The organism is Mycobacterium sp. pR1184 (genome assembly GCF_041287235.1).
Classification (GTDB): Bacteria; Actinomycetota; Actinomycetes; order Mycobacteriales; family Mycobacteriaceae; genus Mycobacterium.
In genome coordinates, this window is record NZ_JBGGKR010000008.1 from 205244 (window position 1) to 217960 (window position 12717).

The 12717-nt window shown below is 62.9% G+C and carries 12 protein-coding genes; 6 read left to right on the forward strand and 6 right to left on the reverse strand.

The window, feature by feature from the left end; genetic code table 11:
- Positions 1-5: 5 nt before the first annotated feature.
- From hypE to hypF, 4 genes are read right to left on the reverse strand one after another with little or no spacing between them, the layout of a single operon-like run.
- On the reverse strand, positions 6-1073 hold the full coding sequence (gene hypE, locus ACAG21_RS16405; RefSeq protein WP_370497216.1) for a hydrogenase expression/formation protein HypE: 1068 nt from the start codon (positions 1071-1073) through the stop codon (positions 6-8).
- Complete coding sequence (gene hypD, locus ACAG21_RS16410; RefSeq protein WP_370497218.1) at positions 1066-2169, reverse strand: hydrogenase formation protein HypD; 1104 nt, start codon at positions 2167-2169, stop codon at positions 1066-1068. The genes hypE and hypD overlap by 8 nt, the downstream gene beginning before the upstream one ends.
- Positions 2166-2441, reverse strand: coding sequence for a HypC/HybG/HupF family hydrogenase formation chaperone (locus tag ACAG21_RS16415; RefSeq protein WP_370497219.1), 276 nt, complete (start codon positions 2439-2441; stop codon positions 2166-2168). Before ACAG21_RS16415 ends, hypD begins: the two co-directional genes overlap by 4 nt.
- Before the next feature lie 2 nt (positions 2442-2443).
- A complete protein-coding gene (gene hypF, locus ACAG21_RS16420) occupies positions 2444-4693 on the reverse strand; it encodes a carbamoyltransferase HypF (RefSeq protein WP_370497221.1) in 2250 nt (749 codons plus the stop codon).
- 206 nt (positions 4694-4899) lie between these two features.
- Between hypF and ACAG21_RS16425 the strand changes: the two genes are divergently transcribed.
- Positions 4900-5241, forward strand: coding sequence for a hydrogenase maturation nickel metallochaperone HypA (locus ACAG21_RS16425; protein ID WP_370497223.1), 342 nt, complete (start codon positions 4900-4902; stop codon positions 5239-5241).
- Between the two features lie 12 nt (positions 5242-5253).
- Positions 5254-6069, forward strand: a complete 816-nt coding sequence (gene hypB, locus ACAG21_RS16430; RefSeq protein WP_370497225.1) for a hydrogenase nickel incorporation protein HypB — start codon at positions 5254-5256, stop codon at positions 6067-6069.
- On the opposite strand, the gene usfY is transcribed toward hypB, so the two are convergent.
- Together usfY and ACAG21_RS16440 are read right to left on the reverse strand one after the other, a co-directional pair.
- Positions 6063-6362, reverse strand: a complete 300-nt coding sequence (gene usfY / locus ACAG21_RS16435) for a protein UsfY (RefSeq protein ID WP_370497227.1) — start codon at positions 6360-6362, stop codon at positions 6063-6065. The two genes, hypB and usfY, sit on opposite strands and share 7 nt — an antisense overlap.
- Positions 6363-6501: 139 nt before the next feature.
- The gene (locus ACAG21_RS16440; RefSeq protein ID WP_370497228.1) at positions 6502-7518 is read right to left on the reverse strand and encodes an acyl-ACP desaturase; all 1017 of its coding nucleotides are present in this window, start codon (positions 7516-7518) and stop codon (positions 6502-6504) included.
- A 211-nt stretch (positions 7519-7729) separates the two neighbouring features.
- On the opposite strand from ACAG21_RS16440, the gene ACAG21_RS16445 reads away from it, so the two are divergent.
- From ACAG21_RS16445 to ACAG21_RS16460, 4 genes are all read left to right on the forward strand, one after another.
- Positions 7730-9349 carry an APC family permease gene (locus ACAG21_RS16445; protein WP_370497230.1) on the forward strand — a complete coding sequence of 540 codons (1620 nt, stop codon included), beginning with the start codon at positions 7730-7732 and terminating at the stop codon, positions 9347-9349.
- A gap of 147 nt (positions 9350-9496) precedes the next feature.
- Positions 9497-9850 (forward strand): DoxX family protein, encoded by a 354-nt coding sequence (locus ACAG21_RS16450; RefSeq protein WP_370497232.1) that lies wholly within the window; start codon positions 9497-9499, stop codon positions 9848-9850.
- Positions 9851-10386: 536 nt separating this feature from the next.
- Positions 10387-11445, forward strand: a complete 1059-nt coding sequence (locus ACAG21_RS16455; RefSeq protein WP_370497364.1) for a serine protease — start codon at positions 10387-10389, stop codon at positions 11443-11445.
- 114 nt (positions 11446-11559) lie between these two features.
- Positions 11560-12501, forward strand: coding sequence for a hypothetical protein (locus ACAG21_RS16460; RefSeq protein WP_370497234.1), 942 nt, complete (start codon positions 11560-11562; stop codon positions 12499-12501).
- Positions 12502-12717 lie beyond the last annotated feature (216 nt).

The window sequence follows — 12717 nt, forward strand, 5'->3', positions numbered from 1 at the left end:
CGGTCCTAACAGATGCGTGGAAGTTGCTCGCCCAGTTGACGTTCGATGACCTGAGTGGTGCCAAATGGCGTCCTGCCCACCACCATGCCGGGATGTTCGGCGACAACTCGGCCGATGATCGCGGCGTTGGCGCCCTCGGGACGCGACCGGATGGCATCCAGCACTGCCTCACTGTGCGCAGGGTCGATGAACGCCACCATCTTTCCCTCGTTGGCCACCTGTAGCGGGTCCAGTCCGAGGAACGAGCATGCCGACGAAACCGTATCGGGGACCGGGATTGCCGCCTGATCGAGTTCGATACCGACCGAGGCAGCGCGAGCGATCTCGACGACCGCAGCAACGAGGCCACCACGGGTAGGGTCGCGTAGCGCGTGCACACCGGCACCGGCGGTGGCGAGCATGGCCGCAACCAGTCGGTGCAGCGGTGCGCTGTCGGTCGTGACGACGGTGCCGAAGTCGATGCCCTCCCGCACGCTCATGATGGCGACGCCGTGTTCGCCCACGTTGCCCGACACGATGATGTGGTCGCCGACGCGGGCCCTCTCCGGCCCGACATGGACCCCCGCCGGCACGACACCTACCCCTGCGGTGTTGACGAAAAGCTGGTCCGCACCGCCCCGGGCAACCACTTTGGTGTCGCCGGTGACGATGCCGACCCCGGCGCTGGCGGCCGCCCTGCCCATGGTTTCGGCGACCGCGCCGAGCACGTCCAGCTCGAGCCCCTCCTCGAGGATGAACCCGGCGGTCAGCGCGAGCGGCTGGGCTCCACTGCAAGCCAAGTCGTTGACGGTGCCGTTGACCGCCAGGTCGCCGATGTTGCCACCCGGAAAGAAAAGCGGTTGCACCACATATGAATCGGTGGTCAGCGCGATCCGTCCACCCGCGACGTCAACCAGTGCGGAATCACGGGCCGCACCGGCCGCGGCGCCGAACGCGGGCAGAAATAGATTCTCGATCAATTCCTCGGACAGCACACCGCCACCACCGTGGCCCAACACAATACGTTTCGTCTCGCGCAACGGCAGCGGACACACCCAGTCGGCCGGATCGGTGGCGACGTGCGACTCAGGCATGAGCAGTGGCTTCCAACCGCCGGAATTGGTAGTAGGCGGCGCAGGCGCCTTCGCTGGACACCATGGTCGCACCCAGCGGCGTGCGCGGCGTGCACGACGTTCCAAAAGCCGGACATTCGTTGGGTTTTAACAGGCCCTGCAACACTTCCCCACTGTGACATTCCGCCGATTCGGCCACCCGCAGATGCCCGACACCGAACTTCAATTCGGCGTCGAACTCCGCGTAGCGTGACGACAGCGTCCACCCGGACTTCGGGATCAGGCCAATGCCGCGCCATTGTCGATCCGTCACCGCGAACACATCCGCGAGGGTCTGTTGCGCGACCGCGTTTCCGGCGGCGGTCACCGCGCGCGGATAGGCGTTGCGCAGCTGCGGGGTGCCCGCCTCGAGCAGGTCGACAGCTTGCCGAACGCCTTCGAGCAAGTCGAGCGGCTCGAAACCGGTCACCACGATGGGAACCCGGAAATCATCGACCAGCGGCCCATATTCGCCGGTGCCCATCACCGTGCAGACGTGTCCGGCCGCCAGAAAGGCCTCGACCCGGTTGGTCGGCGAGCTCAAGATCGCCGTCATGGCCGGGGGCACCAGCACATGTGAGACCAGCATGGAGAAGTTCGTCAGGCCGAGTCGCTTGGCGTGCACAACTGCCATCGCGTTGGCCGGCGCGGTGGTCTCGAAGCCGACACCGAAGAACACCACCTGCTTGTCGGGATTGTCCGCCGCCACCCGAGTGGCGTCCAAGGGCGAGTACACGATTCGGACGTCGCCACCCCGAGCACGTACACCGAACAGATCCTGACTGCTGCCCGGTACCCGCAGCATGTCGCCGAAGGAGCAGAAGATCACGTCATCGCGGGCCGCGATCTCCAGGGCACGGTCGATCATCTCCAGCGGCGTGACACAGACCGGGCATCCCGGTCCATGAATGAATTCCACCGCACCGTCCAACAATTGGTCAATGCCGTTGCGAATGATCGAATGCGTCTGCCCGCCACAGACTTCCATGATGGTCCAGGTCTTGGTGACGCGCCTCTTGATGTTGGCGACCAAAGTGCGCGCGGCCGCTGGATCACGGAATTCATCGAGGTATTTCATGCCGGCTCCCTCCTACCCTGGCCTTCGTCCCCGGCCAGTTCCTCATCCAGCACGCCGAGGTCCTGGAACATTCGCAGCGTTTCATTTGCCGACGCCTCGTCGAGTCGGGTGATGGCGAATCCGGCATGGACGATTGTGTATTCCCCGATCTGCATGTCCGGAAGGTAGGCGAGGCACACGGTTTTGGTGGTGCCGCCGAAGTCGACGGTGCACATCCGCGTCCCCGCCTCGTCCCAGGTGTCGATGACCTTTCCGGGAATTCCGAGACACATAACTATGCCGCCCTTTCTTGCTGCCGTGCCGCGATCACGGCCTGACCTAGCGCAAGTCCGCCGTCGTTGCACGGCAATACCGCATGAGTCAGTACCTCGAAACCGTTGCCGGCCAATTCATTACGCAGACCGTCGCGCAGCACACGGTTGACGAATACACCGCCGGTCAACCCGACGGTGCCGAGGGCGCCGGCCGTCTGACCGACCGCCTTCGCCGTGGCTCGGATGACGGCGGCGTGGAACCCGGCGGCGAGATCGGCCGGCGGCATGCCGGCGCGCCAACCCCGCACCAACTCGGTGATCAACGGCATCGGGTCCAACACACCGTCGGTCACCTCGAAGTCCAACGGTGCCGGTCGGCCGCGGCGCGCCAGGTGCTCGAGTTCGACAGCCGCCTGCCCCTCATAGCTCACCTCCTGGCACACGCCGAGCAGGCTGGCGACCGCGTCGAACAGGCGGCCCATGCTGCTGGTCTCGACGCATCCGACGCCAAGCGGAAGCTGTTGGGCGAGGACGTAACGTGCCTGCGCACTGAGACTCGCGACCGCCGGGAGGTCCGGCGCCCACTCGATCCCGGCTCGGTACAGCAGGTCCAGCGCGATGCGGGCCGGCTGACGCACGGCCCCGTCGCCGCCGGGCAAAGTGAAGGCCTTGAGGTGTCCGACCCGGGTGCAGGCGGCCGGGTCGCTGACCATCAGGAGTTCACCGCCCCAGATGGTGCCGTCGGTGCCGTAGCCGGTGCCGTCGAATGCGACCGCGAGCATCGGGGAGTCGAGCCGGCCGTGCTCGGCCAGCAGAGATACCGCGTGGGCGTGGTGATGTTGCACCTGCACGACCGGCTGGTCCTGCCGTTGCGCCCATCTTGTGGTGGCATACGACGGATGCAGATCACACGCGATGAGCGTGGCATGCCGGTCGGTCATGAACGCCAGGTGGTCGAATGCCGACTCGAAACATGTCTGGGTCCGCGGGTCGGCCATGTCGCCCAGGTGCGATGACAAGTGCGCGTTTCCGTCGGAGGACAACAGACAAAACGTCGTCTTGAGGTCCCCCCCGGTTGCCAGGACGACGGGAGCATCGGCCGCAGCGGGTACCGATACGGGAAGCGGCGCGTAGCCGCGGGATCGTCGGATCGGCACCACGGCGCCGTCGTCGTCGACCGTGAGAACCGAATCCTCGCACGGCACATGGATGGGCCGGTCGTGGGTGAGCACGGCATCCGCCAGCCCGTCGATCCAAGTCAGGTCGCCATCGCGGAAGACGATCGGAGAGCCCCCGTCGTTGGCCGACGTCATCACCAGCGGCACCGGCCCCAGACGATCGAAGAGCAGATGGTGAACGGGCGAGTAGGCCAGCATCACGCCGAGTTCGGACAGGCCAGGCGCCACGCCGGCGAGCATCGAGTCGTCACGGGCGGCCAGCAAGACTATCGGCGCCGCATGCGACTGCAGCAGTTCAGCCGACGCGGCCTTAATGTTGCAAATGCGTTGCGCTGCACTAATATCCGCTACCATCACCGCGAACGGCTTGGCAGGCCTGCCTTTTCGGCGCCGCAGATCTGCGACCGTCGCGGCATTGTCGGCTCGGCAGGCCAGATGGAACCCGCCGATGCCCTTGATGGCGACGATCAGGCCGTTCTCGAGCGCGTGCGCGGCGGCGGCTAGCGGTTCGAGGCCGCCACCGGGACCGCGCCAAGACAGCGTCGGTCCGCAGTCGGGGCAGGCGATAGTTTGCGCGTGGAACCGTCGGTCGGCGGGATCTCGGTACTCGGCCGAACAGGTGGCGCACATCGGAAAATGCGCCATGGTGGTCGCGGGCCGGTCGTAGGGCAGGTCGGTGATCACCGTGTAGCGCGGGCCGCAGTTGGTGCACGTGATGAACGGGTGGCCGTAACGACGGTCGGCGGGGTCGCGGAGTTCGCGCAGGCAGTCGGCGCAAACGGCGATGTCCGGAGGCACCAGCGTGCGTCGGTCAGCGACGGTCCGGCTGTCGACGATGCGGAACTCGGATTCGCCATTCGGAGGCAGTGCGATGGTCTCGATGGAATCGATGCGAGACATCGGCGGGCGGTCGACGCTGATCGCCGAGACGGCTGCCTGGACGGCATCGGGTGTGCCCTCGAACTCGCAGTGCACCGAGCCGGAATCGTTGTACACACACCCCGCCAGGCCGTGACGTGCGGCGATACGCGCGACCGCGGGGCGGAATCCCACGCCTTGAACGACGCCGGCAATATGGAGGCGCAATCGCACGCTCGCTAGCGCGCCACGCTGACTGCCCACCACCAACCTCCTGAGCAGCAAGGACCCCCGCGCCTATGGGCTGGCGGCACGGGCGGTCACGCCCAGGCTAGACCGGGCCCCGATGTGTCGACAATCACAATTTCGCACACAAAGTCTGCGTTTTTCCGCAGTTTATTTTCGCGACAGCGTTGTCCCCTGCAAGGCAGCATGGTGTAGTGCACGAACTGTCGTTGTGTAGGGCCATCGCTGGTGTGGTCAAGCCCCATGCGGCGGGTCGTCACGTCGATATCGTCCGAGTCCAAGTCGGTGCGCTACGTCAGGTGGTGCCCGATTCGCTGGAATTCTGTTGGTCGTTGGTGTGTCAGCACCTCGATGACAACATGGTCGATGCCGAACTGGAACTCGACCTCGTTCCCGCCGAGGTACTGTGCCACACCTGCACACAACAGTCGCGGATCCAGTCTCGGTTCTCGGTCTGCTGTCCCAGTTGCGCGAGCACGGACGTTGACGTGCTCAGTGGCAACGAGTTTCTGGTCACGTCGGTCGAACTGTCATGAAAGGGCAAGTGCGTGGGTAGATTTCACCGTCACGACGACGGCACGGTACACAGCCATGACCACGATCGCGAGGGCCACCAGCACGAGCACGGCGACCACAGCGGATATGCGTCCGGCTCACAGCGCATCGAGGTACTCGAGTCCATCTTCGCCGAAAACGACAGCCGCGCCGCCATCAACCGCCACGCCTTCGAGACCAACGGCATCCGCGCCTTGAACTTGATGAGTTCGCCTGGATCGGGAAAGACCACGGTGCTGGCCGCCACCCTGGACGCACTCGCCGCCGAATTGTCCCTCGGGGTGATCGAAGGCGACATCGCCACCGACCTCGACGCCGCGAAGCTCGACGGCCGGGGTGCCCAGATATCACTGCTCAACACCAGCAATGGCTTTGGCGGTGAGTGCCATCTGGACGCCCCAATGGTCAGCCGAGCACTGCAGGGGCTCGAGCTGCCGGCACTGGACCTGGTCATCATCGAAAACGTCGGCAATCTCGTCTGCCCGGCCGAATTCGACGTCGGCGAGCACGCCAAGGCAATGGTCTACTCGATCACCGAGGGTGAAGACAAACCACTGAAATACCCGGTGATGTTTCGGTCGGTGGATGTCGTGCTGCTCAACAAGATCGACCTGGCCCCCCACCTCGACGTCGACATCGCGACCTACGTCGACCACATTCGGCAAGTTAATCCGACCGCGGAGATACTTCCGATCAGTGCGCGCGCCGGCGACGGCATGACGACGTGGTTTAACTGGTTGCGGCAGTTCTGCTCCGCGAATGACGCCGTCACGGCTGACCGTCCTATCCGTGAGACGGCGGATCAGTAGCTCGGGCGCCCAACGGAATACAGGGAGAGCCAACGACTTTCAATCTTCAACACCCGACGATGTTCCAGCGCAAGCCAAACCAGGCCGGCGACGATCACCGGTACTGCGACCGTGACCAGCGTCAGCGTCCAATCCTGGTGCCCATACGCTGCGGCGGCCACGCCACCAACCAGCGAAGCGACTCCCAGCACGATCGCGATCAGTCCCGGCCAACACAGTCGGTCGATGAAGAATTCGCCGGCATGCGGACACGTCGTGCGGAAATGATCGGTCGGATCTGCGGTGTCGCTCATGGCTTCTCCTCGGTAGAGCTGAGACGAAGCTAGTAGCGATGGCTCGATCGGCCGTCCCCCATTCGGGTGGTCGGCGACGTGATTCTGCTTATGGCGTCAGTTAACCCAGAGCCCGTCGGCACGCGACCAGCGCGCATTCTCAGTGCCCGCTGAGCGTCAGCGTTCCCTTCGTTTGGAGCACTTTGCTGGCGGTGATCTTCTCGGTCTTACGCGCCTCGCGCTCCAGATAGCGCTGCTTGGATTCGTCGAATTTGTCGGAGGCTTCTTCGAGTTCCTTGACCAGCGCGGCGAGGTCGTCGCGCATCCATGCGGCCTCACCGGAGAAGTCTTCCCGTTCGAAGATGCGCCACTTCTTGAGCACGGGCATGACCACTTCATTGAGATGGATGCGCGGGTCGTAGACACCGCCGACGGCGATAATTACCGCCTTGCGCCGAAACTCCGGGACCGTGAACCCGGGCATCTTGAAGTTGCGCAGGATTCGGTGCACCGATTTCATCGCTTGATTGGGCGCGATGTCTAGACCCGCGGCGCTGACATCCCGGTAGAAGATCATGTGCAGGTTCTCGTCGTGCGACACCCTGGCCATCAGCTGCTCTGCGATCGGGTCATTGCTGACTTTGCCCGTGTTGCGGTGCGAGACGCGGGTGGCCAATTCTTGAAACGAGACATACATGACGGAATCAAACAGGCTCTCAGCAAACATATCGCCCTGCCGATTCTGGCCGGGGCTGAAACCTCGCGTCATTTGCTCGAGGCGGAGCTTTTCCAGCTCTACCGGGTCGACCGCGCGGGTGACCACCAGGTAATCGCGCAGCGCCGTGCTGTGCCGGGCCTCTTCCGCGGTCCACCGATTCACCCATTGCCCCCAGGGGCCGTCCATGCTGAAGTTCATCGCGATTTCACGGTGATAGGACGGTAAATTGTCCTCGGTCAGCAGGTTTTGGACAATCGCCACCTGGGCTACGTCGGGGAGCCGGGTCTGTCCAGGCTCCCAATCTTGGCCGTCCAGCGCATAGAAATTTCTGCCATCCGACCAGGGCACGTAGTCGTGCGGATTCCATTCCTTGAACATCGACAGGTGGCGGTTGAATAGCTGCTCAACCACCGGTTCGAGTTCGCGGAGTAGCTGCACGTTAGTCAGGTCCTTGGACACGGAATCCCCTCAGTTATCTGTCTACATGATGTATATGTGTCGTGCGGTTACATTAAGATGGCACACGCGGGATGGAGGGAAATAGGGTCCAAAGTCCTTTTACGACCCGAGCCGGCGTAACGAGTGACCAGACGGCCACTGGCGCAGTCACTTTCGGCGCCGAGTTCAGACTCATGGCCGCGCCGGGGCAAGATGGGCGCAGAGCGGTGCGATGAGCAAAGGTGAGGTCATGACCGGTCCGGAGAGCGGCACCGCAGCCGCGACCGTCGAGGGCAAGGGCCTCAGGGGCGGTGCACTCGGCCTGCTTTCCAGCGTGGTGGTGGGGTTGGCGTCCATGGCGCCGGCCTACAGCCTCGCCGCGACACTGGGTCTGATCGTGGCCAGTGGCGGCGCGCAGCTCTGTGGCGTCAAAGCCCCAGCCGTCGTTCTCATTTCATTCATCCCGATGTACTTGATCGCCATCGCCTACCAGGAACTCAACAAAGCCGAGCCGGATTGCGGTACCACGTTCACCTGGGCGACGCGGGCATTCGGTCCCATCGTCGGATGGCTGGGCGGCTGGGGCATCATCGCCGCAGAAGTGATTGTGATGGCCAATCTGGCCGAGATCTCCGCGGCTTATTCGTTCAGATTCGCCGCGGACCTGGGCTGGGTTTCGCTCGCGGACGTGTCCAGCAGCAGGTTGTGGCCGACGGTCGTCGGTGTCTTCTGGATCGTGGCGATGACCTATGTCTGCTACCGCGGAATCCAGGTCTCGGCCAGATTGCTCAACGCGCTGCTGGCCTTTCAAATCGTGGTGCTGCTCGTCTTCTCGATGGTCGCACTGGTCAAGACGTATACCCTTGACATCCAAGGGTTTTCGCTGCATCCGTCGCTGTCCTGGTTCTGGCCGGGTGGTCTTGATTTCGGGAACACCATCGCCCCAGCAGCCCTGATGGCCATCTTCATGTACTGGGGCTGGGACACCGCGGTGGCATGCAACGAGGAATCTGACGACCCCAGCCGCACGCCTGGCCGTGCCGCCATCATCTCGGCTCTCCTGCTGCTGGGGACCTACACGGTGGTGACCGTGTCGGCCATCGCGTTCGCTGGTGTCGGGACCCAGGGCATCGGGCTGGGTAATCCCCGCAACTCGAAGGACGCCTTCGCGTCCATCGGTCCAGTACTGTTCGGCAACGGCATCCCAGGAAAGATCGCAATGTTGGCGCTGGGGACGTCGATCCTGACGTCTGCCCTGGCGTCGACGCAGACGACGATCTTGAAGACTGCGCGCACCACCCTGTCGATGGGGGTGTTCAAGGCGCTACCGGCGTCGTTCGCGAAGACGCACGATCGTTACCTCACGCCGACCACCTCCACCGTCGCGGTCGGCGTGGTGTCGGTCGTCTTCTACGTTCTTTTCACGCTCATCAGCACGAATCTGCTTGCCGCGCTGATCGGCTCGGTGGGGTTGATGATCGCGTTCTATTACGGGCTCACCGGTTTTGCGTGCGCGTGGTACTACCGCCGCACCCTTACCAGGTCGGTGCGAAATCTCGTAACGCGCGGCATCGTCCCGTTGCTGGGCGGCATGACCCTACTGATCGTGCTGATCTACGGGCTCAACCAGTACGCCAGACCCGAGTGGCTGACCGACGACAACGGCCACAACATCACGATCCTCGGAGTGGGCGCCGTCGCGGCGGTCGGCATCGGCGCGCTGGTGCTGGGATCGATCCTGATGGTGATCTGGTGGGCGATAGCCCCGGACTTCTTCCGCGGCCGGACCATGACGTATGGCAGCAGCGCGGCCGATGCCGGCGCGGACGTCGCTCAATCGGCCGGCCCCTGATCCGGGCCACTCACTGGGATGGCGAGACAGTGCCTCAAGGAACAAATCATGATCGAGCGCACCTCAGTTAGACATCACGACCTAAGTGGACTACGGTCCGATTACTGACTCGCCGTCGACCGCGGCTTGATGCGAATCGGAGATCTTATGCACATCGCCCTCATCGTCCTTGCCATCCTGCTCGTCATCGCCCTGGTCGGCTCAGCGGGCGCCAAGCTTGCGAAAGCCGCCCCCATCATGGAGCAGATGTCCACCGTGGGCGTGCCGCCACGAGCGCTGCCGCTGTTGGCGGCTGCGGAGATCGCAGGCGCTGTCGGCTTAATCGTCGGATTCTTGTGGTGGCCCATCGGTGTGGCCGCCGCAGTCGGTGTCGTCCTCTACTTCGTCGGCGCAGTGATCGCCCATCTCCGCGTCCAGGACGTCAAGAACGTAGCGCCGGCGGCCTTGCTCGGCGTTCTGGCCGCCGTCGAGTTGGGGCTGCGACTTACGACGCATTCGTGAGACTCACACGGGACGCAACCCAGCTCGCGTGAGAGAGGATTTGCTTGACCTCACATGTCTAGCAACGGGACTGACACACCGCCGCTGAATTTTCGATGCTGCCGAACGTCTGTGCAATCGGCCAAATGAAAAAGGCCAGCTCAGGGCCTATGTTCCTGGTCGGGCTGACAGGATTTGAACCTGCGACCACTTGACCCCCAGATACCCGAAGGGTGTCAGCGGATGTTTGTCGGCTGCCAGATTGTGCAGTTCAGCGCGTTTTCGGTACATGGGTGAACATCCGCGAACCTGAGCAATTCCTCGACGGTTGGGGTACGCGTTGGGGTAGGGCAACTCGCCGATTCGGCGTGTCGACGATTGCCCGGTGTCCGTATAGGAATAGCGTCGGCCGCGTGGGCGATGGTCAGGGCAGCATCCCAGAGGAGGCCGCGCCGGAGACCGTCAGGGTAACCGCGAATTCGACCGAGTGGCGGCTACTCGTCGCGCAGTGGGCCTACGGGTTCTTCCACCCGTTCCACGATCCCCAGACTGCAAGAATCATCGGCAAGACGCTGCGGCCGAACACAATCGAGCTTTGGTGCGTCGCTGACTTCTCCAACTACTTAAGCAAGCGTGGTTTGTCGGGCAACGCCACTGAGCTCAATCGCATCCTTGGAGCAATGGAGCGGGCAGGTCTCCTCATGGCAGCTGGTTGGCACCCACGCCTCCCTCTCATGGGTCAGCAGTATGTGTCTCAGGGGTTCGATTCACCACAGAGTGAGGGCAATTTATGGCTATCTGAAGTGCTCGGCGCCGAGATCATCATCCCGAGCTACAACGCGGTTACGGTGCTCATCGCCGGCACCGACGCCGAAGGCAACCCCGGCGAGCATTGGGGAACCGGCCTCATCATCGACGAGCGCCACATCATAACTAATAGACATGTCGTGATGGGACTGACATCCGCAGGCGGCGACATCGAGGTGCATCCGGCTACGGCCCCGGCCGGGGCTCAGATGATCAGCCAGCCGGTCCAGATGCGCGCACACCGAACGCTCGACGTCGCGGTTATTGAGGCGCGCTTACCGGACAATGCACCGGCGTTCCCCCGGCTGCCCGGCATGGTGTTCCGCGAGCCGCGCTGGGCTGACGATGTCTTTGTGTTCGGCTACCCGAGAGTTCCTATGACGGCCGAGATGGCAATCAGCGTGCAACAGGGCCAGGTCGTCAATGTGACTCGGTCCACCGAATACGCAGTGCAGCGCGGCGAAGTCGTTAACCCGGAAACCGAGACAATTCCCAATCGCGACAGGATATTTCTGTTCTCTGCGATAACGCGACCCGGAAACAGCGGCGGCCCAATCGTCGCCGGCGACGGGCGCGTGATTGGGCTGGTGGTCGAGGATTCAGCCGAAGCCATATCAACTGACTCGGGCCCCGAGAGCCCGCCCTTCTACCGCGGCATTCCGTCGAGCGAAGTGATCCGCGCCCTCGATGACATGGGGTTCGGAGGAATCATCAAGACCGAGCGTGAGCCTAAACAGCTCGAAATCAGAGCGGTCCCCGAAGACCCCGGCCAGGAAAGCGAAGATCCGCCGCCGCCGGAACAGCAGTAACAGGTATCACCGCAATGGAGTAGCGCGAGCGCAACGCGACAGCCCCACATTGGACTATGCGTTCTCGGCGTGTTTGGCAGATCCGCCGTGAACCAGCCGTTACGTTAGATGCTCGTGGCGAACGTTCCACCGCCCCCGCAGCGGCCCAATCAGCCCAACCCCGAAATCGTGCGGGGAGTCGAAAATATCTTGACCGCGATCGGCGGCGCGCTCCAGAAGGCCCAGCAGGAGCGCGCCGCCCGCGCCCAAACCGATCCCACAACCAGCCAGAAACAAGATCGCACCGCCCTCTATTGGTTCCTCGGCGTAATCCCCATCCTTTTCGCGTGTTTGCAGCTGATGATCGTGGCGCACGGGGACACGGAAACGCTTCGATCCCTCGTGCAGACCCTGAATGTCACCGCGCTTGTGCTTGGCACTCTCCTGCCACTCGCGTGCGCAGTAATCACGCTGATATCTATCCTCGCCTTTCTCCGCGTATTCACGAATGGGCTAAAACCCCGTACGCGCCAACGTGTCGTGAATGCGTTTATAGGGATTACTCTCGTTTTGTTAATCGACTTTTACGCAATGCCGCTTCTCCATTTTGTAATCATTGGAGCTATTTTTCTTGCCATAGTCGTGCTCGCAATATTGCTCGCGATCGCGTTCGCGGTCTTTCGGCCACCGGTTGAAGCCCGCCAGAAGTTAGTCCAAGGAAGTGCTATAGGGTTCGCCGTAATCTTGTTATTCGCACCGCTATTCATCATGATCGGCTTTCTTGGCGTTTGGATGCCGCAAGAGCGGATCAGCATGGGTGCAGCAAACGTTCAACCCGCGTATGTCCTATCGTCCGACGGTGAATGGACAAAGTACATGGACGGTGAGCACAAGATGCACATCCTGCGGACCAAAGAAATCACCGGGAGGGTGGTCGTCGATGTCCCAAGGTCGCCTTGGCAGAAGACCCCGAACGAAGTCCTGCATCAGTGGCTGAGCAGCAACAAGACGCCCACGAAGCCAACCACCCCGACACCAGGGCAATCACCCGCACCAGCTCAGACGCCAACGCGTTAGCCTTCGGCCAAGCGGCTTTGCCCCCTAGCCCCGGCTTGCGGCACCGATCTCGATCGCGAAATGCCTTATATGGTCGCCGGAGCAGGAGCTTGCCCAAGCTCGCTCCGGCGATTGCCCGCAGTACCGCTTTCGATGGGCCTGGCGCCGTCTGGTCAATAAATCTGACCGACTCAAAAAAATAATTCTGACCACCGCGGCGGTCTGGGGTACCCGCCC

Coding starts and splice junctions, on each gene's coding strand:
- hypE (WP_370497216.1), bottom strand. CDS start 1,073: ATGCCTGAGTCGCACGTCGCCACCGATCCGGCCGACTGGGTGTGTCCG.
- hypD (WP_370497218.1), bottom strand. CDS start 2,169: ATGAAATACCTCGATGAATTCCGTGATCCAGCGGCCGCGCGCACTTTG.
- ACAG21_RS16415 (WP_370497219.1), bottom strand. CDS start 2,441: ATGTGTCTCGGAATTCCCGGAAAGGTCATCGACACCTGGGACGAGGCG.
- usfY (WP_370497227.1), bottom strand. CDS start 6,362: ATGAGCGACACCGCAGATCCGACCGATCATTTCCGCACGACGTGTCCG.
- ACAG21_RS16445 (WP_370497230.1), top strand. CDS start 7,730: ATGAGCAAAGGTGAGGTCATGACCGGTCCGGAGAGCGGCACCGCAGCC.
- ACAG21_RS16450 (WP_370497232.1), top strand. CDS start 9,497: ATGCACATCGCCCTCATCGTCCTTGCCATCCTGCTCGTCATCGCCCTG.